We start from the raw sequence: 22,129 nt of genomic DNA, 5'->3' as shown, positions 1-22,129 counted from the left end.
TTCCGGCGGTTCCAACCTTACCAGACTCTTTTTCGTTCCGTTTCCGGTCCGAATTTGAATTCCGGTGGCCTTTGGAGTGGCCTTGCCTTTCGGCGGATCCGACTTTATCAGAAGTTCTGAGTCGGAATTTCCACCCTGTCCTGGACGCCCAGCGCACACGAGTGTGCGCGGTGCTTCCCGGTCAGGCGGAGCCGTAAACGTACTGGAGCGGGGCGCCCCGATGCAAATCGGGGGCCCCGCTCCGGAGTTCGCGCCTGTCGGCGTCAGACCTCGACGACGACCGGAAGGATCATCGGACGCCGGCGGTAGGTGTCGGAGACCCACTTGCCCACCGTGCGGCGGACGAGCTGCTGGACCTGGTGGGGCTCCAGCACGCCGTCCTGGGCCGACCTGTTGATCGCTTCCTCGATCTTCGGCACGACGGCGCTGAACGCCGAGTCGTCGATGCCGGAGCCGCGGGCGTGGATGTCCGGTCCGCCCGTGATCTTGCCGGAGGAGCTGTCGACCACGATGAAGACGGAGATGATGCCCTCTTCGCCGAGGATCCGGCGGTCCTTGAGCGAGGTCTCGGTGACGTCGCCGACCGACAGGCCGTCGACGTAGACGTAGCCCGCCTGGACCTTGCCGACGATCTTGGCCCGGCCGTCGACGAGGTCGACGACGACGCCGTCCTCGGCGATGACGATGTGGTCCTTGGGCACTCCGGTGAGCGCGCCCAGTTCGGCGTTGGCCCTCAGGTGGCGCCATTCGCCGTGGACCGGCATCAGATTCTTCGGCTTGCAGATGTTGTAGAAGTACAGCAGCTCGCCGGCCGAGGCGTGGCCCGAGACGTGGACCTTGGCGTTGCCCTTGTGGACGACGTTGGCGCCCCAGCGGGTCAGGCCGTTGATCACGCGGTAGACCGCGTTCTCGTTGCCCGGGATCAGGGACGACGCCAGGATCACGGTGTCACCCGGGACGATCCGGATCTGGTGGTCGCGGTTGGCCATCCGGGACAGGGCCGCCATCGGCTCGCCCTGGGATCCGGTGCAGACCAGCACGACCTCGTCGTCCGGCAGGTCGTCGAGGGTCTTGACGTCGACGACCAGGCCCGCCGGAACCCGCAGGTAGCCGAGGTCGCGGGCGATACCCATGTTGCGGACCATCGAGCGGCCGACGAAGGCGACCCTGCGGCCGTACTCGTGTGCCGCGTCGAGGATCTGCTGGATGCGGTGCACATGGCTGGCGAAGCTCGCCACGATGATGCGCTTCTGGGCGTTGGCGAACACCGTGCGCAGGACGTTGGAGATGTCCCGCTCGGGCGGCACGAAGCCGGGGACCTCGGCGTTCGTCGAGTCGGAGAGGAGGAGGTCGATGCCTTCCTCGCTCAGCCGCGCGAAGGCGTGCAGGTCGGTGAGCCGGCCGTCCAGCGGGAGCTGGTCCATCTTGAAGTCGCCGGTCGCGACGGCCATGCCCGCGGGGGTGCGGATGGCGACCGCGAGGGCGTCCGGGATGGAGTGGTTGACCGCGATGAACTCGCAGTCGAACACGCCGATGCGCTCGCGCTGGCCCTCCGCCACTTCGAGGGTGTACGGACGGATGCGGTGCTCCTGGAGCTTCGCCTCGATCAGCGCGAGGGTCAGCTTGGAGCCGATGAGGGGGATGTCCGGCTTCAGGCGCAGCAGATACGGGACACCACCGATGTGGTCCTCGTGTCCGTGCGTGAGGACGATGCCCTCGATGTCGTCGAGACGGTCCCGGATCGTGGTGAAGTCCGGCAGGATCAGGTCGATTCCGGGCTGCTCCTCCTCGGGGAAGAGGACGCCACAGTCGACGATGAGCAGGCGGCCGCCGTACTCGAAGACCGTCATGTTGCGGCCGATTTCGCCGAGACCGCCGAGCGGGGTGACCCGGAGGCCGCCCTTCGGGAGCTTCGGCGGGGTGCCGAGTTCGGGATGCGGATGACTCAAAAGACTCTCCTTACCACGCACGCCACGTACCGCTTGGGCACGTGGCGCGCATGTCATTCGTGCACTTGCTGTTGTCTGTTTTTTCGCTCTTGCGAGTGTTCTTCGCGTATTCAGTTGTGAAGTCTGTGATTACAGCTCTACCCCGCCGGCGGCGAGATCGATCTTGAGCTGGGCCGTTTCCTGCTCGGTGAGCTCCACCAGCGGGAGGCGCAGCGGGCCTGCGGGCAGTCCCTGGAGGGCCAGGGCGGCCTTGGTGGTGATCACACCCTGGGTGCGGAACATGCCGGTGAAGACCGGCAGGAGCTTCTGGTGGATCTCCGTCGCCTTCTGGACGTCGCCCCCGACATGGGCCTCGACGAGGGCGCGCAGGTCGGGGGTGACGACATGGCCGACGACGGAGACGAAGCCGATGGCGCCGACCGAGAGCAGCGGCAGGTTGAGCATGTCGTCGCCGGAGTACCAGGCGAGGCCGGAGCGGGCGATGGCCCAGCTGGCGCGGCCGAGGTCGCCCTTGGCGTCCTTGTTGGCGACGATGCGCGGGTGCTCGGCGAGCCGTACCAGCGTCTCCGTGTCGATCGGCACACCGCTCCGGCCGGGGATGTCGTAGAGCATCACCGGCAGGCCGGTGGCGTCCGCGATGGCCGTGAAGTGGCGGAAGAGGCCTTCCTGCGGCGGCTTGTTGTAGTACGGCGTCACCGCGAGGAGCCCGTGGGCGCCGGCGCGTTCGGCCGTACGGGCGAGCTCGACGCTGTGACGGGTGTCGTTGGTGCCGATGCCGGCGACGACATGGGCCCGGTCTCCCACGGCTTCCAGGACCGCCCTTACGAGCTGGTCTTTCTCCGCGTCGCTGGTGGTCGGGGACTCGCCGGTGGTGCCGTTGACGACGAGGCCGTCATTGCCTGCGTCCACCAGGTGGGCGGCGAGCCGCTGGGCACCGTCGAGGTCGAGTGCGCCGTCCGCCGTGAAGGGCGTGACCATAGCGGTGAGGACCCGCCCGAAGGGGGTCTGCGGAGTGGAGATCGGAGCCATGGGTAACACGCTACTCGCTGCTCAGGGCCCAATGCCCCCTCGGGGGGACAAGCGATAGGAGCCCGGCACTGCCTGCTCGGGGGTTCAAGCAGTGCCGGGTCCGTTTGATCAGCCTAGATGAACTTCACGAAACGCCGCAATATGGACACCGCTTACGGGGCTACGCGTCCGTTCTTGTTGAAGGCTGCATGGGTGAGCGGCATCAGGCGGGCCCAGTGCTCCTCCATCTGCTGGCCGACCATCTCGATCTCGCGCTGCGGGAAGGACGGCACCTTCGCCAGCTCGTGCTGGGTGCGCAGGCCGAGGAAGTGCATCAGCGAGCGGGCGTTGCACGTGGCGTACATCGAGGAGAAGAGGCCGACGGGGAGCACGGAGCGGGCGACCTCCCGGGCCACTCCCGCGGCGAGCATCTCCTGGTAGGCCTCGTACGCCTGGCGGTAGGAGTCCTCCATGACGCGGCCGGTGAGCTCCTGCTGGGCCTGGGTGCCCTCGACGAACTCGTACTTGCCGGGGCGGCCCTGCTGGACGAGCTTGCGGGAGGCGTCCGGGACGTAGAAGACCGGCTCCAGCTCCCGGTAGCGGCCCGATTCCTCGTTGTACGACCAGCCGACGCGGTGCCGCATGAACTCGCGGAACACGAAGATCGGGGCGCTGATGAAGAAGGTCATCGAGTTGTGCTCGAACGGGCTGCCGTGGCGGTCACGCATCAGGTAGTTGATGAGTCCCTTGGAGCGCTCGGGGTCCTTCGTGACCTCTTCCAGGGACTGCTCACCGGCCGTGGAGACGCGGGCCGCGAACAGGACGTCGGAGTCGCCCGCGGCGTGTTTCACCAGCTCAACGGTCACATCGCTGCGGAAGCTGGGCTTTGCGGGCTCGGGGGTCTCGGTCACCGGCGGGGTCCTTCCAATTGCGTCGCTCGGGCGGCGCCCACTCTACGGGCCACCACTGACAACCGGTCCGGAAGGGCCGTCCAGGGATTTCTTCGACGAATTCGGCGATTCGGGGCACCGATCGGGCCCGTTGTGCGTCTGACTCAATAGCAGCATCCGTCACAGAGTTCAAGGAGACCTTCCTCATGTTCCGCCGGCGTGAATCCGTCCCGTTCTCGTTCGTGGCCGAGAGCGACCGATTCCGCAGTAATGTCACACCCCCGCCCCGGCAGCGCGCCACCGTCTCCCAGCTGGCCGGGCGTTCCCTCGTCGGGCTGACCATGGTCGCCGGTCTCGTCGGGGCACTGGTCCTCGGCCTGCCCGCGCTCGGCCCCGCGCAGAGCCCCTCGCACGCCGAGCAGACCGAGGCCACCCACGGGCGCTGACTCGTACGGGGCCCTGGGGTGGTCGGGTCGGTGATCTCCTCGGTAGCCTCACCGGGCACAGCAATCGAGCGTGTTTGTGAGTGAGGATCAGTCGTGCCCCTGCCCTTCCTGACGGCCGACCGCGCGTTTGACGCGAGCGCCGAGGACATCGCGCTGCCGTTCGACGACCATGACAGCTGGCGGCGTCCGTACCGTCCCGGCCCCTGGCGGGTCGCGGCGGCGGCCTTCCTGCTGCTGCTCGCGTCCTTCGTACTGCTCGCGGGAATGATCATCGCGTTCGCCGGCGCGGTGCCGGGTTCGGCCGTATGCCTGGGCCTCGCCCTGGCGGTCATCCTCAGCGCGCTGCGGCTGCTGCGGGTCGGTACCTGGGTCAGCAGCCACGGTGTGCGGCGGGTGGGCTTCTTCACCAGCGTCACCGTGCCGTGGAACCGGGTCGCCGCGATCCGCACGGTGCAGCAGCCCGTGAAATGGCTCGGATTCCCCCGCACCGTCCAGGGGCAGGCGCTGATCCTGGTACGCCAGGGGGGTGAGCCGGTTCCGCCGCTGCTCACCGACAACAACGCCGACTTCCTGACCCGGAGCGAGGCGTTCGACCGCGCCGCCGACACGGTGGAGGCGTGGGGAGACGAGTACCGGGGGGTCTGACCCCCGGAGAGCCGGCAGGACGCCCGGCCCGGCCCCTTCAGGGGGTGCTGGGCCGGGCGTCCTTCGTGTGCAGGGCGATGGCGCGCTGCATGGCCTTGCGGGCCCGCGGGGTGTCCCTGGCGTCCTGGTAGGCGACGGCGAGGCGGAACCAGCAGCGCCAGTCGTCCGGGGTGTCCTCGGTCTCCTCGCGGCGGCGGGCGAACACGGCGTCGGCCGAGTCGCGGTCGATCCGGCCGGACGGGGTGCGGACCAGCTCGTCGACCGGCAGGCCGCCCTCCGCGTCGAGCTCCGCGGCCAGCGCGTTGGCCCGCGACACGAACTGGGTGTTCTTCCAGAGGAACCAGATGCCGATCACCGGCAGGATCAGCACCGCGACGCCGAAGGCGACCGTCAGCAGCGTGCCGTGCCGGATGAGCAGGACGCCGCGACTGCCGACGAGGGCGAAGTAGAAGACCAGGACGGCAGCGGTGACGAAGTAGGTGATCTTTGCGCGCATGGCAGGCTCAGTCAGTTCAGGTCGAGGAAGTTTTCCAGGCCGAACGTGAGGCCGGGAGTGGTCACCACGCGGCGTACACCGAGCAGGATGCCCGGCATGAAGCTGCTGTGGTGCAGGGAGTCGTGGCGGATGGTGAGCGTCTCGCCCTCGCCGCCGAGCAGCACTTCCTGGTGCGCGAGGAGACCGCGGAGCCGGATCGCGTGGACGGGGACGCCGTCCACGTCCGCGCCGCGGGCGCCGTCCAGGGCCGTGGCGGTGGCGTCGGGCTGCGGGGCGCAGCCGGCCTTCCGGCGAGCGTCGGCGATCAGCTGGGCGGTACGGGTGGCGGTGCCCGAGGGGGCGTCCACCTTGTTGGGGTGGTGCAGTTCGACGACCTCGACCGACTCGAAGTAGCGGGCGGCCTGCTCCGCGAACTTCATCGTGAGGACGGCGCCGATGGAGAAGTTCGGTGCGATGAGCACACCGGTCTCCGGGGAGCCGGAGAGCCAGGTGTTGAGCTGCGCGAGCCGTTCGTCGGACCAGCCCGTCGTACCGACGACGGCGTGGATGCCGTGCCGGACGCAGAAGTCGAGGTTGTCCATCACCGACGCGGGGGTGGTGAGCTCGACGACGACCTGGGCGCCGGAATCCGTGAGGGTCGCCAGCTCGTCGCCGCGGCCCAGCGCGGCCACCAGCTCCATGTCGTCGGCGGCCTCGACGGCTCGTACCGCCTCGGATCCGATGCGGCCCTTGGCGCCGAGAACGGCCACGCGCAGCTTGCTCATTGCTCTGGTTCCTTAACGGTGGGGTTAGGAGACCGCTTCTTCGAGGCGGTCGGCCTGCTTGTCCTTGAGCGGGCCGATGACGGAGAGGGAGGGGCGGTGTCCGAGGACCTCGGCCGCGACCTCGCGCACGTCGTCGGGGGTGACCTGTGCCATCCGGGCGAGCATGTCGTCGACCGACATCTGGTCGCCCCAGCACAGCTCGCTCTTGCCGATGCGGTTCATCAGCGCGCCGGTGTCCTCCAGGCCGAGGACGGTGGAGCCGGAGAGCTGGCCGATGGCGCGGCCGATCTCCTCGTCGGTCAGTCCTTCGGACGCCACCCGGTCGATCTCGTCCCGGCAGATCTTGAGGACGTCGTGGACCTGGCTGGGCCGGCAGCCCGCGTACACCCCGAAGAGTCCGCAGTCGGCGAAGCCCGAGGTGTACGAGTACACGCTGTAGGCGAGGCCGCGCTTCTCCCGTACCTCCTGGAAGAGGCGTGAGCTCATGCCGCCGCCGAGGGCGGTGCTGAGTACGCCCAGTGCCCAGCGGCGATCGTCGGTGCGCGCCAGGCCGGGTACGCCGAGGACGACGTGGGCCTGCTCGGTCTTGCGGTTCAGCAGCTCCACCCGGCCCGCGGTGCGCAGGGTGCGCGATCCCTCGCGCGGGGCGACCGGGACGGCGTCGGTGCGGGACAGCGCGCCCGCCCGCTCGAACGCGCGGCGGACCTGGCGTACGACGGTGGCGTGGTCGATGTTGCCCGCGGCGGCGACGACCAGGTGCGTGGGGTCGTAGTGCTTCTTGTAGAAGCGGGCGATCCGGCCGCGGTCGAGCGCGTTGATGGTGTCGACGGTGCCCAGGACCGGGCGGCCGAGGGGGGTGTCGCCGAGCATGGTGTGCGCGAACAGGTCGTGCACGCAGTCGCCCGGGTCGTCCTCGGTCATCGCGATCTCTTCGAGGATGACGCCGCGCTCGGCGTCGACGTCCTCGGCGGTGATCAGCGAGCCGGTCAGCATGTCGCAGACGATGTCGATGGCCAGCGGCAGGTCGGTGTCGAGGACCCGCGCGTAGTAGCAGGTGTACTCCTTCGCCGTGAAGGCGTTCATCTCGCCGCCGACCGCGTCGATCGCGGCGGAGATGTCCAGGGCGCTGCGCTTGGCGGTGCCCTTGAAGAGGAGGTGTTCGAGATAGTGCGTCGCGCCGTTCAGCGTGGGGGTCTCGTCGCGTGATCCGACGTTGGCCCAGATGCCGAAGGTGGCGGAGCGTACGGAGGGCAGGGTCTCGGTGACCACCCGGAGACCGCCGGGCAGGACGGTGCGGCGGACCGTACCGATGCCATTGGTGCCCTTGAGAAGCGTTTGGGTACGGGCGACGGCCCGCGCCTTCGAGGAGGCGCGGGCCGTCGTCACGGAACTACGGGACGTCACTTGGCGGCGTCGTCCTTCTTCTCGTCCTCTTCACCCTCGACGACCGGGATCAGGGAGAGCTTGCCGCGCGAGTCGATCTCGGCGATCTCGACCTGGACCTTGGCGCCGACGCCGAGCACGTCCTCGACGTTCTCCACGCGCTTGCCACCGGCGAGCTTGCGGATCTGCGAGATGTGCAGCAGGCCGTCCTTGCCGGGCATCAGGGAGACGAAGGCACCGAAGGTGGTGGTCTTGACGACCGTACCCAGGTAGCGCTCGCCGACCTCCGGCATGGTCGGGTTGGCGATCGAGTTGATCGTGGCGCGGGCGGCCTCGGCGGCCGGGCCGTCGGCGGCACCGATGTAGATGGTGCCGTCGTCCTCGATCGTGATGTCGGCGCCGGTGTCCTCCTGGATCTGGTTGATCATCTTGCCCTTGGGGCCGATGACCTCACCGATCTTGTCCACTGGGATCTTGACGGTGATGATCCGCGGGGCGTTCGGGGACATCTCGTCCGGGACGTCGATGGCCTCGTTCATCACATCGAGGATGTGGAGGCGGGCGTCGCGGGCCTGCTTCAGCGCGGCGGCCAGGACCGAGGCGGGGATGCCGTCGAGCTTGGTGTCGAGCTGGAGCGCGGTGACGAACTGCTTCGTACCGGCGACCTTGAAGTCCATGTCACCGAAGGCGTCCTCCGCACCGAGGATGTCGGTGAGGGCGACGTAGTGGGTCTTGCCGTCGATCTCCTGGGAGATCAGACCCATGGCGATACCGGCGACGGCGGCCTTGAGCGGCACACCGGCGTTCAGCAGCGACATGGTGGAGGCGCAGACCGAGCCCATGGACGTCGAGCCGTTGGAGCCCAGCGCCTCGGAGACCTGGCGGATCGCGTAGGGGAACTCCTCGCGCGTCGGCAGCACCGGCACGATGGCGCGCTCGGCGAGCGCACCGTGGCCGATCTCGCGGCGCTTGGGCGAGCCCACGCGGCCGGTCTCACCGACGGAGTACGGCGGGAAGTTGTAGTTGTGCATGTAGCGCTTGCGGGTCACCGGGGAGAGGGTGTCCAGCTGCTGCTCCATGCGGAGCATGTTGAGGGTGGTGACGCCCAGGATCTGGGTCTCGCCACGCTCGAACAGCGCCGAGCCGTGCACCCGCGGGATGGCCTCGACTTCGGCGGCGAGCGTACGGATGTCCGTGACGCCGCGGCCGTCGATGCGGACCTTGTCCTTGATGACGCGCTCGCGGACCAGCTTCTTGGTCAGGGCGCGGTACGCGGCGGAGATCTCCTTCTCGCGGCCCTCGAAGGCCGGGAGGAGCTTCTCGGCGGCGATCTCCTTGACGCGGTCCAGCTCGGCCTCGCGGTCCTGCTTGCCGGCGATGGTGAGCGCCTGGGCCAGCTCGGACGTCACGGCGGCGGCGAGCGCCTCGAAGACGTCGTCCTGGTAGTCCAGGAAGACCGGGAAGTCGCCGGTGGGCTTGGCGGCCTTGGCGGCGAGGTCCGACTGGGCCTTGCAGAGGACCTTGATGAAGGGCTTCGCGGCTTCCAGACCGGCGGCGACGACCTCCTCGGTCGGGGCCTCGGCGCCGTCCTTGACGAGCTGGATGGTCTTGTCGGTGGCCTCGGCCTCGACCATCATGATCGCGACGTCGCCGTCCTCCAGGACGCGACCGGCGACGACCATGTCGAAGACGGCGTCCTCCAGCTCGGTGTGCGTCGGGAAGGCGACCCACTGGCCCTTGATCAGCGCGACACGGGTGCCGCCGACGGGGCCGGAGAAGGGCAGGCCGGCCAGCTGCGTGGAGCAGGAGGCGGCGTTGATCGCGACCACGTCGTACAGGTGGTCGGGGTTGAGCGCCATGATCGTCTCGACGATCTGGATCTCGTTGCGCAGGCCCTTCTTGAAGGAGGGGCGCAGCGGGCGGTCGATCAGGCGGCAGGTGAGGATCGCGTCCTCGGAGGGCCGGCCCTCACGACGGAAGAAGGAGCCGGGGATCTTGCCGGCGGCGTACTGCCGCTCCTCGACGTCCACCGTGAGGGGGAAGAAGTCGAGCTGGTCCTTGGGCTTCTTGGAAGCGGTGGTGGCCGACAGCACCATGGTGTCGTCGTCCAGGTACGCCACGGCGGAGCCGGCGGCCTGCTTGGCCAGGCGGCCCGTCTCGAAGCGGATGGTGCGGGTGCCGAAGGTTCCGTTGTCGATAACGGCCTCGGCGTAGTGGGTCTCGTTCTCCACTAGCGTTTTCTCCGATACATAGCGTCTTCTCGCCCCCACGCCCGTGTGGCGGGGGACGGTAGCGGAGAAGCCCTCCATCGGCGGGCCGGTCTTCGATCGAAGCACCCGGGTCGATGAGTCCGGGGGCCACTACCGAGGACCGGCGGCGGGGAGGTCTGCTTCTCGCTCGTCTGTCGGTCGTTCTCCGACCAGGTTACTGAGATTCGGTTCTGCTTGGCATTTCCGGCCGTGCGGGCGGACCCGTCACGTCCGGTTCCTGCCCGCGTACGCACAATCGTACGTACAGCAAAGGGAGCGGCCCCCCTCAGTGGTGGGAACCGCTCCCTTCACGGCGAACTACTTGGCGCCGCCGGCCGCACCGCGGCGGATGCCGAGGCGGTCGACCAGGGCACGGAAGCGCTGGATGTCCTTCTTGGCCAGGTACTGAAGGAGGCGGCGACGCTGGCCGACCAGGATCAGCAGACCACGACGGGAGTGGTGGTCGTGCTTGTGCGTCTTGAGGTGCTCCGTCAGGTCCGAGATCCGGCGGGAGAGCATGGCGACCTGGACCTCGGGGGATCCGGTGTCACCCTCCTTCTGGGCGAACTCGGACATGATCTGCTTCTTCGTAGCGGCGTCGAGCGGCACGCGTACTCCTCTTGATGTTCGATGCGCCCCACGAGTGCCCCTGGTCTTGTTCGCAGGGGAGCTTCCATGACTCGGAGGCGAAGGTCCGATGAGCGCAGATCCCAGGATGATCCGGGAGCGCGTACACAAACGGCCGTCACACAGCGTACCAGTCCCGCGCAGCCGGTTCGGCCGGGCGGGTGCGCGGGGTCAGCTGGTGAGAGCGCGGATCGATCGGTAGAGGTCGAAAACGGCGAGGCACAGGGGAATCAGCGTCAGGAGCACACACGCTTCGGCGATCTCCAGGAAGCGCCCCCAGAACGGGGTCACGCCCTTGCGCGGCACGATCAGCCCGATGGCGGTGATCAGAGCGGCGGCGCCCGCGACGGCGGCGGCGAGCCAGATCGTACGGATGTCGAGTGCGGTGCTGTCACCCATGGCGGCGTCGCGCAGCATTTCGACCGGCGGGTTGAGGGAGAGGCCGAGACCCAGGAGCACGAGGGCGCCGAGACCCGCCGCCAGCGCGCACCCGACCTGGGCGGTGTAACGGAACAGGTGGGAGCGCATCAGCATGGCCACCCCGGTGGCGAGCGCCAGCAGCTGGCCCCAGATGTTGTCCGAGAACCCCAGGACGGCCGCGGCGCCCACGGCCACCAGCGCGCATCCGCCGACCAGGCCGACGAGCAGTTCATGGCCGCGCCGCGCCTGGGCGGCGATGCGGTCGGCGTCGACCGGGCCCTGCGGGGCAGGTTCGGACGTCCCGTAGTCACCGGCGGTGGTGCGGGGCGGCTCGAAGCCGATGGGGAGGCGGGCGAAACGGGTGGAGAGGCCGGGAAGGAAGGCGAGGACTCCCACGGAGAGCGGCGCGCACACCGCGGCGGTCTCGGCGGGCTCCATGCCGGCGATGATCGCGGCGAAGGTCACCAGCACACCGACGGCGGCGGCGAACACGAAGGCGACGAAGAGGCCGTCCCCGCCGGGGGCGGCGATCATGAGGATCACCGCGACCACCAGCACCGCGGCGCAGGCGAGCAGGAACTGGAGCCTGCCGACGCCCTGCCCCGTGCCGAGCGACAGCAGCCCGGCGCCGGAGACCGCGGCGTTCGCGAGCGCGCCGATGCCCAGCGCCGTGCACGATCCCCGGTCGTCGTACACCCGGGCACGTACGCAGGCGAGCGCGAGGGCGAGCACGGCGACGATCGCGGCGAGGGCGCCCGGCAGCCCGTGCATGTCGTGCCTGGGTCCGGAGTTCCACAGCACGAAACCGAGCAGGACCAGCAGGAGCGACCCCGCGAAGAGCCCGGCACCGCGCATGAGGCTGTCGCCCCACAGGGTGCGGTCGCGGGCCACGGCGGTGGCGACCGCGTCGGAGACGTCGTCGAAGACCGCGGGCGGCAGCGACTCGGAGAAGGGGCGCAGGGACAGCAGTTCGCCGTCGAGGATGCGCTGGCCGGCCAGGGTGCGCCCGCTGTCGAGGACGGTGCCGTCGCGGCGTACCAGGTGATAGCCGACCGGAGCGCCCTGGGCGGGGCTCTGTCCCGACAGCCGGAGGATCTCCGGGTACAGGTCGGCGACGGGGATGTCCTCCGGCAGCGCCACGTCGACGCGGCTGTCGGGCGCGACGACCGTGACCCGGCAGAAGCCGGTTCCGTTGCCGGCCGGAACTCCGGGTCCGGGCCGACCTTGTCCGGTGGCTGCCGTTTGGGCCGTCATAGTCACCTGTTGCTCCCCCTCATCGTTCTCCTGACACGAACCGGGGATCGCGGACCTCGCCGAGGGCCGCCGCGTGATTCCCGGCGGGCGCGGGACGACAACCACGGCGCCTCGCCGCGTTGCCGGAACACCCGGTCGCATCCACTGCTCGGGGTGTCCCTCCGTCCTGCGGTGCACCGCATCCGGCGAGCACGCCGATCCACCGCGGCCACGGGACGGCCTTCGCGCCCCGAACGGCCATTTTCTTGCGGTAGTTAGCGAATGCTTACATGCGTTGCGACACCCTACCGCTCTCGATGTCATTCCATACGCCAGTAGGATCCTCCCGCGGATGGAGCCCGTCGCCACGGGGGCGCCGATACGAACAGTTCTGTCCGGCAAGGGAATTGGTGAGCTGTGAGCCAGATTGTCGTCAAGCGCCCACCGCGGGCCCTGCCCTCCGAAGTGCCGGACGAGCAGGTGCAGTTGCAACCTCCGCCCGAACTGCCCCGCGGTCAGCAGGAGGGGGTGATGATGCAGTTGCTGCCGATGCTCGGCATGGGCGGCTCCGTGGTCTTCTTCTTCATGACCCCGAACCCGATCATGCGGATCATGGGCATGATCATGATCGCCTCGACGGTCGCCATGGCCGTGGCGATGATGGTGCGCTTCCGGCGGGGGACCCAGGGGCAGCTTGCCGACATGCGGCGGGACTACCTGAAGTACCTGACGCAGACCAGACGTGCCGTGCTGAGGACGGCCCGGAAACAGCGCGACGCACAGTTCTATCTCCACCCGTCCCCGGACCAGTTGTGGGCGCTCGTCGCCGAGGGCAGCCGGGTCTGGGAGCGCCGCGTCGGTGACGCCGACTTCGCGCAGGTGCGCATCGGCCTGGGCAGTCAGGAACTCGCCACTGCGCTCATCGCCCCCGACACCGCGCCGGTGGACGAGCTGGAGCCGCTGACCGCGGGGGCGATGCAGCAGTTCCTGACGACCCACAGCACGCTCGACGGCCTGCCCATGGCGGTCTCGCTGCGCGCCTTCTACCACCTGACGATCAGCGGCGAGGCGGAGTCCGTCCGTTCCACGGCCCGCGCGATGGTCGGTGCGCTGGCCTCGCTGCACTCCCCCGAGGACCTGGTCATCGCCGTCGCGACGGACCCGGACGCCGCCCCGCGCTGGGAATGGGCGAAGTGGCTTCCGCACGTCCAGGCCCCGGATCTCGTCGACGGTGCCGGCGTCCGCCGGCTGATCACCACGAGCGTCGGGGAGCTGGAGGAGATGCTCGCGTCCCGGCTCGACGGCCGACCGCGCTTCCAGCCCGATGGCCAGCCGCTCATGGACCAGCCCCATGTCGTCGTCGTGCTCGACGGCCGGTCCGTGTCGCCGGTGTCCGCGCTGGCCGCGGCCGAGGGCCTTCAGGGCGTGACGGTCATCGAGGTCGTACCGGGCGAGGTCAGCGGGGCACGTGGTGGCCTGTCCGTCGTGGTCCAACCTCATCTGCTCCAGCTGGAGTCGGGGCACGGACTGGTCTACGACGGGGTTCCCGACCTGCTCAGTCATGAGGCCGCCGAGGCGCTGGCCCGGCAGCTGGCGCCGCTCCATGTGGCCTCGGGCGGGGACGACGACGAGCCACTTCTCGCCAATCTCGAATTCACCGATCTGCTGAACCTCGGTGACGCCGCCTCGGTCGATGTCGCCAGGACCTGGCGGGCCCGCTCCCAGGCGGAGCGGCTGCGCGTCCCGATCGGGGTCGGCGAGGACGGCAGCCCCGTGATGCTGGACCTCAAGGAAGCGGCGCAGGAGGGAATGGGGCCGCACGGACTGTGCGTCGGCGCCACCGGTTCCGGAAAGTCCGAGCTGCTGCGCACGCTCGTGCTCGGCCTCGCCGTCACCCACACCTCGGAGACGCTCAACTTCGTACTGGCGGACTTCAAGGGTGGTGCCACCTTCGCCGGCATGGCGCAGATGCCCCATGTCGCGGCGGTGATCACCAACCTCGCGGACGATCTGACGCTGGTCGACCGCATGGGTGACTCCATCAGCGGTGAGCTCAACCGCCGGCAGGAGATGCTGCGTGACGCGGGCAACTACGCCAACATCCACGACTACGAGAAGGCGCGTGCCGCGGGTGCCCCGCTGCAGCCCATCCCCTCTCTCGTCCTGGTCATCGACGAGTTCAGCGAACTGCTGACCGCCAAGCCCGACTTCATCGAGATGTTCGTGCAGATCGGGCGCATCGGCCGTTCGCTGGGCGTGCATCTGCTGCTGGCCTCGCAGCGCCTGGAGGAGGGGCGGCTGCGCGGTCTGGAGACCTATCTGTCGTACCGGATCGGCCTGCGCACGTTCTCGGCGGGCGAGTCCCGGGCGGCGCTGGGTGTGCCGGACGCCTACCACCTGCCCAATGTCCCCGGTTCCGGGTACCTGAAGTACGGCACGGACGAGATGGTGCGCTTCAAGGCCGCGTACGTCTCCGGGGTGTACCGCTCGGGACCCCAGACGGCCGTGCCCTCGGGGCCCCTGCCGGTGGACCGCAGGCCGGTGGTGTTCACGGCGGCTCCGGTGCCGGTCCGCTACGTACAGCCGAGCCCGCGGACCGGCGCCGCCGTACCCGACGCACGTACGTCGGAGGACGATGCCCTGGCCGACACGGTGCTCGATGTGATCGTGCGCCGGCTGGAGGGCCGGGGGGCCTCCGCGCACCAGGTGTGGCTTCCTCCGCTGGACAACCCGCCGTCGCTGGACGAGCTCCTGCCGGGGCTTTCCGCGGTCGAGGGCCGCGGGCTGACCCAGCCCGGATTCGAGGGTTCGGGCCGCCTCGTCGTACCCCTGGGTGTGGTCGACAAGCCGTACGAGCAGCGGCGCGACACCCTCTACCGGGACTTCTCCGGTGCGGCGGGTCACATGCAGATCATCGGCGGTCCGCAGTCCGGCAAGTCCACGCTGCTGCGCACGCTCATCGCGGGCTTCGCACTCACCCACACGCCGCAGGAGGTCCAGTTCTACGGACTCGACTTCGGTGGCGGTGGCATGGCCTCGGTCTCCGGTCTGCCGCACGTCGGCGGGATCGCCTCCCGGCTCGACCCCGAGCGGGTGCGGCGCACGGTCTCCGAGGTGTACGGGATCATGGCGCGGCGCGAGGAGTACTTCCGCAGCGCCGGCGTCGACTCCATCGCCACCTTCCGCAGGCTGCGGGCGCGCGGCGACATCTCGGTCACGGACCAGCCGTGGGGCGACGTCTTCCTGATCATCGACGGCTGGGGCAACTTCCGTACGGACTACGAGGCCCTGGAACCGGCGGCGTTGGACATCGCGGCGCGCGGCCTCGGGTACGGCATCCACCTGATCGTCACGGCGTCGCGTTCCATGGAGGTCCGGGCCACCCTCAAGGACCACCTGATGAACCGGCTGGAACTGCGGCTCGGTGACGTCATGGACTCCGAACTGGACCGCAAGGCCGCGGTCAACGTGCCCGCAGGCGTGCCCGGCCGCGGTCTCACGCCGGAGAAGCTGCACTTCATGGCGGCGGTACCGCGGATCGACGGCATCAACTCCGACAGCGACCTCTCCGAGGCGACCGCGGCCATGAACCAGGAGGTCGCCCGGCACTGGACCGCGGCGTCCGCCCCGGCGGTCCGGCTGCTGCCCCGCGAACTCCCGGTGCGCGATCTGCCCGCGGGTTACGCGCAGCCGGAGCGGGGCGTCGCGTTCGGTATCGACGAGAACAACCTGGAGCCGGTCTTCCTCGACTTCGAGCGCGACCCGTTCTTCCTGGTGTTCGGCGAGAGCGAGTCCGGCAAGTCGAATCTGCTGCGGCTGCTCATCAAGCAGCTGAGCGAGAGGTACGACGGGAGCACGTGCAAGTTCTTCGTCATCGACAACCGCCGAGCGCTACTGGACGTCACCCCCACGACGCACCTGGCGGAGTACGTGCCCATGTCCAACAACATGGAACACCACGTGGACGCGCTGTACGACCTGATGAAGCGTCGTACGCCGTCGCCCGACGTCACGGCGCAGGAACTGCGCGAACGCAGCTGGTGGAGCGGCCCGACGGTGTACGTGGTCATCGACGACTACGACCTGGTCTCCACCTCCAGCGGAAACCCGCTGGCCAAGCTCACGGAGATGCTGCCGTTCTCACGTGACGTCGGCGTCCGGTTCATCATCGCCCGTAGCACGGCGGGTGCCGGACGGGCCCTGTACGAGTCGTTCATGCAGCGCATCACGGAGCTGGGCGCGCAGGGCCTGATGCTCTCGGGCGACCCCATCGAGGGCGACATCCTCGGCAACGTACGCCCGCGGCCGATGCCGCCGGGGCGCGGGGTCTTCGTCACCCGGCGGCGCGGAAATCCGCTGGTGCAGACGGGGGTCATGGAGGGGCAGAGGTAGGGACGCGCGGGCTCGGCGGGGAACGCGGGGAACGCGGGGAACGCGGGCGGGGAGTGCGGGCGGGGCACGGTGACGGTCGGAACGACCGGTCGTGCCCCGTTCACGCTCCCCGCCTTCTTCACTTCCTGTCTCGCTGTCTCGCTGTCTCGCTGTCTCGCTGTCTCGCTGTCTCGCTGTCTCGCTGTCTCGCTGCTGCCAATACGCGGCCGCCGGCGCGACTGCACTCGAAGGGGGGATATTTGGTGGACATTCATGGAGCCCAGTAATTGATGAAACCCGGACCACCGGACTGAGTTGCGCCAGGCGGCCACCGTTTTCGCCTATCAGCCAACGAAGCAGAACTATAAAATTCAGCAAAACGCGCGCCCTGCACAGGTTCTGTCGGCGTCACCGTGGCAGCCACAGCGATTCCCGTCCATTGATTCCGTCCGTCAAAACCAGAGACCATGACGGAGCGTCCCGGACGGCCCGGGAACAGAACAACGGAGCGACGGAGCTGGCTTCACCGATGGCGTGGGACGAGTGGGAGCACCTCAAATCCGATGCGGCGGCGCGTGGTTCCGCACAGATGCAGCTGAATCAATATCCGGCAGATCAAGGAAGTGGCCCTGCGCCGGGCTCGGCCTCCGGCGATCTGAAATCGGACAAGAAGGCATGGGTAAGGGCCGGCGAGGGCGTGAAAGGCCTGATGGACGGCGTTGGCAAGGCCTTGGCGAAACTGAGCGAGGGACAGGCAAGGCTGGGCGACACCGGCGGGTGCCGGAGTGCGGCGGCACAGAAGGACCTGTACGAGTCCTGGCGGAAGTATGTCGGCGGTGTGAGCAGTCGCTGCGACGGGTTGGGCGGGCTCTTGGAGGGCGCGGGGCACGATCTTTCGAGGTCCGATCAGACGGTCAGGGAAGAGCTGGACAAGTTGCAGCTGAAGTACCAGGACACCGAGGCCGTCGGCGGCCGTACGAAAGAGACGTGATTCGCGCTCATGGATCTCGCGACGTTGAAAGACATCAAGCCGTCGGAGTACGAAGGCGCCGCGGACGCCTATCGGGCGACCGGTGACACGGCCAGTGCGGCCAAGGACACGATCGACAACCGGATCAGCGCGGGGATCCGCAACCAGCTCAAGGGTGAAGCGGCGAACGCGGCCTCTCGTGAGCTCCGCGAACTGTCGAAGAACTTCCACTACGTGCAGACCGAATGCGGTCTGGTGAGCACCGCGCTCAATGGTTTCGCCTTCGACATCGCAGTGGCCAAGCAGAGGCTGGAGGCGGCGATCGAGGACGCCCGCGCGGACCACTGCACGGTGAACCCGAACGGCTCGGTCACATACCCGGCAGGCAAGAAACCAGGCGCCGAGAAGACCGCCGACGGCGGCACGGTGACCGGGAGCACCGGAGGCAGCCCGGCGTCCGGCGCCCTGCAACGCCAGGCAGCCAACATGCACCCGAATCCGAACTTCGCCAGGGCGATGGCCTACGCCGACCGGATCACCGATGCGCTGAAGGAAGCCACGGATGCCGACGAGAAGTGGGCACCGAAGCTGCAAGCGCTGAAGGCCGATGACGACCTGAAGGTCTCCGCGCGGGACTGGGCCGACGCGCAGACGGACATGGGTGGAGTCCGCGAAGCGGGCAGGAGCTACCTCGGCTCCTTGCCGGAGCCCCCGACGGACGGCAGCCCGAAGGACAACGCATCGTGGTGGAACGGGCTCAGCCCGGAGGAGCGGGCAGCGTGGCTCTCCCTCCGCCCGGACACCGTGGGAGCGCTCGACGGGCTGCCTTCGACGGTTCGGGACGAGGCGAACCGCATCGTCCTCTCGGAGAAGCAGGGCGAGCTCCAACTGGAACTGGATTCCATCCCGAAGCCACCGGCCGACGAATGGACGTGGATCAAGGCCGGTCAGACTCCGTCCAGGGTGCACACTGACGAGTGGATGGCCTGGTACAACAAGTACGGCGATCGGTACGAACAGCTCAACAAGTCCCTCAAGGGGATGGAGAGCATCCAGGACCGTTTCGACGCAACCGGTACCAAGAACCTGCCCGAGGCATACCTGCTCGGATTTGACGCGGAAGGCAACGGCCGGGCGATCGTCGCCAACGGGAACCCGGACACGGCCGATCACCAAGCGGTCTACGTGCCGGGTACGACGGCGAACTTGGGCGGCATCAGCGGTGACATCAACCGGATGGTCAACGTCTGGACCGTGGCCAACGACGCGGCCGATGGTAAATCGGTGTCCACGATCACCTGGCTCGGGTACGACGCCCCGCAGAACATCGTCAAGGACTCGCCGTTCAGTCACTACGCGAACGACGGCGCGCCGGCCTTCAACCAGTTCATGGACGGACTCGACGCGTCGCACACCGGCGATTCGGACCCGCACCGCACCGCGATCGGCCACTCGTACGGAACCACCCTCATCGGTTCCGCGGCCCGGCAGGGTGACCTGAACGCGGACGATGTGATCCTCGCGGGCAGCCCTGGTGTTCAGATGCCCAAGGCCGAGCAACTGGACGTGCCCTCGGGGCACGTCTGGAACCAGGAGGCCGACGGAGATCCCGTGCCCGACATCGGTCGCTACGGACATGGCGGAACCGATTGGGACGGCCCCTGGACCATCCCCAGCGACGAACGCTTCGGCGCCAACCAGATGACCACCGACACCGAGGGCCACAGCGACTACTGGAAAGAGGGCACCGACAGCCTATGGAACCAAGGACAGGTCGTGGCGGGGAACAGTGACGCCGTGAAGTTGAAGCCACCGCCGAACTACTGGGCGCATGTGAAGTAAAGGTGTCGGGGCCTGGTGGCACCGCCCCTCGAAGCCCCCGACGACATGACCGGCCCATACCGGTCCGAAGCATCAAGGCCTCTCAACTTGAAGAGCAAACAGAGCGCCCCGGCACTCCTCCTGCCCCTCGTCCTCGCCACACTCACTGGATGCAGCATGGCTGACAGCAATAGTTCCGATGACATTCCGCTCGCGGGCGCAAGCACCTCGCTCGCCGCCGCCGACAAGATGGAACAGGTTTCCAGTGGGCTCTACGACCTGATCGGAGTCAAGGGAAAGGCGTCCGACAGCCGTCCAGGAGTCACGGATTGTTCGGGCAGAGACAAGGAGAAGTACTTCCAGATCTTTCACCCCTGGAGCTTCTATCCGACATCGGCGAGCGATCTCGACGAGGCTATGAGGCAGCTCAAGGCGGAGCTGCCCAACCACGGCTGGAAAGTCGTCGATTACGGGCCGGACACCAGTAGGAACAAGAACATCAATCTCACGGCCGACAACGACACGAAGAAGTACAGCGTCAAAGTCGTCCAGATGCCCAAGAACGACCCACCGAAGCTGAGCCTGATGGTCGTCTCCGGCTGTTATCAGGTGCCGGACGGCGAAGAGATCCAGCGGTTCTGAACGTGACGGCGGCCGAGCGGATCAAGTCGGCTTGCGGCCGGGCTTGATCAGCTCGGCTCGGTGGACGGGACACAGCTCAGGGTGGGCGCCTCCCGCGCGCGCCCACCCTGAGTCGTGATCTGCCGCGTTCTACTCGAAGTGGGCCCTCGCCCGCTTGTCGCCGGCGTGGTAGGAACCACCGGCTTCGCGCACCTTGCGCGAGATCTCGCTCAGGGCGTTGTGAATCGCCGTTGCGTCGTCGTCCCAGCCCTTCTGAGCGGTGTCGTAGGCACTCTTGGCCTCACCCACCCAGAGCTCGGACACGTTGGCGATCATCCGCTTGATGGACGCGAGGTCCTCCTGGAGCTGCTTGCTCTGCCGGTCGATGGCACCGGCCGCGAGGTCCAGGCTCGCGTAAGTGACAACCATCGTGCCGTCGTTGTTGCCCGACATGCGGTCCTCCCGTGTTATCCAGATTTGGTATGCAGGCCTCGTACGTGAAACGTGCGCGCCGAGGTCAGAAGTTGTTGAGGTTCGAAATCCTGGCCTCCGCACCGGCGTCACCCGAGTAACCGCTGACGACGTCGACGCCCTGGAGAGCCTGCTTGATCTCGTCCTCGGTGTTGTCCTTGATGGTGCGCGCTGCCTTGATGGCTTCCTGGAAGTTGAGCAGCCGATGGGCAATGCTGACCATCTTCCGGTTGACCTCTTCCTGCTTCGTGTTGAAGGCGCCGGCGCCGATGCCCTTCCAGTGGCCTTCCAGGCTGTCGATCGTCCCCTGGAGCGTCTTCAGCTGGCCCTTCACTGAGTCGAAGCGCGTGCCGAGCTCGCCCTCCAGCTTGAGGAGTGCGGCATCTGAGAGCTTCTGATCAGCCATGATCTCGGCTTCCTTCCTGGTGCTCTTGTTCGACCCGGCTTCGCTTGCCGGTGGGTACGGGTGGAGAAAGTGCGGTGGGTCAGGCGGTGCGGCGCTTACGAATGAGCGCGAAGGCTCCGCCGCCCAGCACGACGACCGCTGCCGCTCCGCCGATGATCAGGCCGAGCGAACTGCCGTTGTCCTTCTCGTTGCTGGAGCCTGCCACGACGGCGTCGTCAGCCGTTTCCTTCTTCTGGGGCTGTGACGAGCCTGGTGCGGAGGCGGCTGGGGAGGCCGAGGAACCGGACGTCTTTTCCTTGGTGAGGGGGCTGATGTCCGGAGCGCCGGGGTTTCCCTTGCCCTTGAGGATGTTCATGGAGGGGCGGATCAGACCATGACCGAGGTACTTGCTGAGCGTGCCCTTTTTCCAGTCACGGCCTGCTGTGTCGAAGAGGACGTTGAGAACCTGGTTCGCGGTCCAGTCTGGGTGAGCGGACCACACCAAGGCTGCGGAGGCAGACGCAATAGCAGTGGCCGCACTGGTGCCGCCGTCGCCGTCACAGTAGCTCTGAAATTTGGTATCGCACCAACGTGGAATTTCATTACCAGGAGCTGCGATATCCACAATATTTCCGTTTTGAGAGTACTCGGCTACCTTGCCGTCGCGGTCAGCCGAGGCGACACCGACCACCTGCGGATACGAGGCAGGAAACTGTTCCTTGTTCCCTTCCTCGGCATTGTTTCCAACTCCAGCAAAGAAGAGCTTTCCCTTGCTTTCTGCGTACTTGACTGCTTCCCGCTCTCCCCGGCCCGGGAAGTCACTCCCCATCGACATGCTGATGATCCGCGCATCGCTGTCCGCCGCAGCCCGGATAGCATCTTCGGTGTCTTTGGCATTCACCGAATGCTTGTTCTGAAACTCCGTATCAGTGACTCGAAACGGGATGATCTTCGCGCCTGGAGCAAGGCCTTGAAGTCCTCCGCCCTTGCCCGTGCCGGCAATCAGCTCGGCCATATCCGTGCCGTGCCCGGCATAGTCGTCGTACTCGTCGCCGTCGGCTCCCGTGGCGTCGAATCCTTTCAGGACCTGCCCCTTCAGGGAAGGTGTCGATGGGTTGACACCGGTGTCGATAACAGCAACCTTGATGCCTTCGCCCGTGGTGACCTTCCACATCTCCTCCGCCTGCATGGCGCTGAGATACCACTGCTTCGATTGCACATCTGCGGCTATCGCGGAGGGGGCGCCCCCCGCAATTCCCGCACTCCAAGCAACAACGACGGCCATCGTGCCGAGCAGACGTCCTGGCAATCCGACAGGCATGCGGCGCTTCCGGGTCTGGCTCATTCTTGCTGTCATCCTGACTTCCGAACCTTCCCTGT

General features: G+C 67.8%; 18 protein-coding genes. 6 read left to right on the top strand and 12 right to left on the bottom strand.

The genetic code is table 11. The features are described 5' to 3' along the window. Positions 1–263: 263 nt before the first annotated feature. The 3 genes from ACGF8B_RS40580 to thyX all read right to left on the bottom strand — a co-directional run bounded on the left by ACGF8B_RS40580 (position 264) and on the right by thyX (position 3,868). Positions 264–1,949: a ribonuclease J gene (locus tag ACGF8B_RS40580; RefSeq protein ID WP_124716047.1), complete on the bottom strand. Its 1,686-nt coding sequence runs from the start codon at positions 1,947–1,949 to the stop codon at positions 264–266. Positions 1,950–2,078: 129 nt separating this feature from the next. Next, on the bottom strand, positions 2,079–2,978 hold the full coding sequence (dapA, locus tag ACGF8B_RS40575) for a 4-hydroxy-tetrahydrodipicolinate synthase (protein ID WP_392747759.1): 900 nt from the start codon (positions 2,976–2,978) through the stop codon (positions 2,079–2,081). Between the two features lie 152 nt (positions 2,979–3,130). Next, the gene (gene thyX / locus ACGF8B_RS40570) at positions 3,131–3,868 is read right to left on the bottom strand and encodes an FAD-dependent thymidylate synthase (protein ID WP_385826416.1); all 738 of its coding nucleotides are present in this window, start codon (positions 3,866–3,868) and stop codon (positions 3,131–3,133) included. A 185-nt stretch (positions 3,869–4,053) separates the two neighbouring features. On the opposite strand from thyX, the gene ACGF8B_RS40565 reads away from it, so the two are divergent. Further along, the gene (locus tag ACGF8B_RS40565) at positions 4,054–4,293 is read left to right on the top strand and encodes a hypothetical protein (RefSeq protein WP_342282656.1); all 240 of its coding nucleotides are present in this window, start codon (positions 4,054–4,056) and stop codon (positions 4,291–4,293) included. Positions 4,294–4,386: 93 nt separating this feature from the next. Beyond that, positions 4,387–4,938, top strand: a complete 552-nt coding sequence (locus tag ACGF8B_RS40560; protein ID WP_392747756.1) for a hypothetical protein — start codon at positions 4,387–4,389, stop codon at positions 4,936–4,938. Positions 4,939–4,975: 37 nt separating this feature from the next. On the opposite strand, the gene ACGF8B_RS40555 is transcribed toward ACGF8B_RS40560, so the two are convergent. The 6 genes from ACGF8B_RS40555 to eccD form a co-directional block, all read right to left on the bottom strand. Next, a complete protein-coding gene (locus ACGF8B_RS40555) occupies positions 4,976–5,434 on the bottom strand; it encodes a tetratricopeptide repeat protein (protein WP_342282654.1) in 459 nt (152 codons plus the stop codon). Between the two features lie 11 nt (positions 5,435–5,445). Beyond that, the gene (gene dapB / locus ACGF8B_RS40550; RefSeq protein WP_392747754.1) at positions 5,446–6,198 is read right to left on the bottom strand and encodes a 4-hydroxy-tetrahydrodipicolinate reductase; all 753 of its coding nucleotides are present in this window, start codon (positions 6,196–6,198) and stop codon (positions 5,446–5,448) included. A gap of 24 nt (positions 6,199–6,222) precedes the next feature. Further along, positions 6,223–7,602: a pitrilysin family protein gene (locus ACGF8B_RS40545; protein WP_259933858.1), complete on the bottom strand. Its 1,380-nt coding sequence runs from the start codon at positions 7,600–7,602 to the stop codon at positions 6,223–6,225. Then, the gene (locus tag ACGF8B_RS40540; protein ID WP_383213403.1) at positions 7,599–9,812 is read right to left on the bottom strand and encodes a polyribonucleotide nucleotidyltransferase; all 2,214 of its coding nucleotides are present in this window, start codon (positions 9,810–9,812) and stop codon (positions 7,599–7,601) included. The genes ACGF8B_RS40545 and ACGF8B_RS40540 overlap by 4 nt, the downstream gene beginning before the upstream one ends. Positions 9,813–10,148: 336 nt before the next feature. Further along, on the bottom strand, positions 10,149–10,439 hold the full coding sequence (gene rpsO / locus ACGF8B_RS40535; protein ID WP_003965855.1) for a 30S ribosomal protein S15: 291 nt from the start codon (positions 10,437–10,439) through the stop codon (positions 10,149–10,151). A gap of 189 nt (positions 10,440–10,628) precedes the next feature. Continuing rightward, the gene (gene eccD / locus ACGF8B_RS40530) at positions 10,629–12,131 is read right to left on the bottom strand and encodes a type VII secretion integral membrane protein EccD (protein WP_392747752.1); all 1,503 of its coding nucleotides are present in this window, start codon (positions 12,129–12,131) and stop codon (positions 10,629–10,631) included. Positions 12,132–12,527: 396 nt separating this feature from the next. On the opposite strand from eccD, the gene eccCa reads away from it, so the two are divergent. The 4 genes from eccCa to ACGF8B_RS40510 all read left to right on the top strand — a co-directional run bounded on the left by eccCa (position 12,528) and on the right by ACGF8B_RS40510 (position 19,914). After that, a complete protein-coding gene (gene eccCa / locus ACGF8B_RS40525; RefSeq protein WP_392747751.1) occupies positions 12,528–16,502 on the top strand; it encodes a type VII secretion protein EccCa in 3,975 nt (1,324 codons plus the stop codon). A 508-nt stretch (positions 16,503–17,010) separates the two neighbouring features. Next, entirely contained in the window at positions 17,011–17,472 is a 462-nt protein-coding gene (locus ACGF8B_RS40520) for a hypothetical protein (protein WP_392747749.1), read from the top strand. A 9-nt stretch (positions 17,473–17,481) separates the two neighbouring features. Beyond that, positions 17,482–19,293, top strand: a complete 1,812-nt coding sequence (locus tag ACGF8B_RS40515) for an alpha/beta hydrolase (protein ID WP_392747747.1) — start codon at positions 17,482–17,484, stop codon at positions 19,291–19,293. 15 nt (positions 19,294–19,308) lie between these two features. Further along, a complete protein-coding gene (locus ACGF8B_RS40510) occupies positions 19,309–19,914 on the top strand; it encodes a hypothetical protein (RefSeq protein WP_392747746.1) in 606 nt (201 codons plus the stop codon). Positions 19,915–20,043: 129 nt separating this feature from the next. Here the strand turns inward: ACGF8B_RS40510 and ACGF8B_RS40505 are convergent, their stop codons facing one another. The 3 genes from ACGF8B_RS40505 to ACGF8B_RS40495 all read right to left on the bottom strand — a co-directional run bounded on the left by ACGF8B_RS40505 (position 20,044) and on the right by ACGF8B_RS40495 (position 22,106). Continuing rightward, positions 20,044–20,346, bottom strand: a complete 303-nt coding sequence (locus ACGF8B_RS40505; protein WP_392747745.1) for a WXG100 family type VII secretion target — start codon at positions 20,344–20,346, stop codon at positions 20,044–20,046. Between the two features lie 64 nt (positions 20,347–20,410). Next, positions 20,411–20,770: a WXG100 family type VII secretion target gene (locus ACGF8B_RS40500; protein ID WP_342282644.1), complete on the bottom strand. Its 360-nt coding sequence runs from the start codon at positions 20,768–20,770 to the stop codon at positions 20,411–20,413. Positions 20,771–20,849: 79 nt separating this feature from the next. Continuing rightward, on the bottom strand, positions 20,850–22,106 hold the full coding sequence (locus ACGF8B_RS40495) for a S8 family serine peptidase (protein ID WP_392747743.1): 1,257 nt from the start codon (positions 22,104–22,106) through the stop codon (positions 20,850–20,852). Between the last annotated feature and the right edge of the window lie 23 nt (positions 22,107–22,129).

This window comes from Streptomyces sp. NPDC047917 (assembly GCF_043204345.1).
Taxonomy (GTDB): Bacteria; Actinomycetota; Actinomycetes; order Streptomycetales; family Streptomycetaceae; genus Streptomyces; species Streptomyces sanglieri.
This window is presented reverse-complemented; position numbering and strand designations above follow the sequence as displayed.

Coding starts and splice junctions, on each gene's coding strand:
- ACGF8B_RS40515 (WP_392747747.1), top strand. CDS start 17,482: ATGGATCTCGCGACGTTGAAAGACATCAAGCCGTCGGAGTACGAAGGC.
- ACGF8B_RS40520 (WP_392747749.1), top strand. CDS start 17,011: ATGGCGTGGGACGAGTGGGAGCACCTCAAATCCGATGCGGCGGCGCGT.
- ACGF8B_RS40495 (WP_392747743.1), bottom strand. CDS start 22,106: ATGACAGCAAGAATGAGCCAGACCCGGAAGCGCCGCATGCCTGTCGGA.
- ACGF8B_RS40505 (WP_392747745.1), bottom strand. CDS start 20,346: ATGTCGGGCAACAACGACGGCACGATGGTTGTCACTTACGCGAGCCTG.
- eccD (WP_392747752.1), bottom strand. CDS start 12,131: ATGACGGCCCAAACGGCAGCCACCGGACAAGGTCGGCCCGGACCCGGA.
- dapA (WP_392747759.1), bottom strand. CDS start 2,978: ATGGCTCCGATCTCCACTCCGCAGACCCCCTTCGGGCGGGTCCTCACC.
- ACGF8B_RS40555 (WP_342282654.1), bottom strand. CDS start 5,434: ATGCGCGCAAAGATCACCTACTTCGTCACCGCTGCCGTCCTGGTCTTC.
- ACGF8B_RS40500 (WP_342282644.1), bottom strand. CDS start 20,770: ATGGCTGATCAGAAGCTCTCAGATGCCGCACTCCTCAAGCTGGAGGGC.
- ACGF8B_RS40565 (WP_342282656.1), top strand. CDS start 4,054: ATGTTCCGCCGGCGTGAATCCGTCCCGTTCTCGTTCGTGGCCGAGAGC.
- dapB (WP_392747754.1), bottom strand. CDS start 6,198: ATGAGCAAGCTGCGCGTGGCCGTTCTCGGCGCCAAGGGCCGCATCGGA.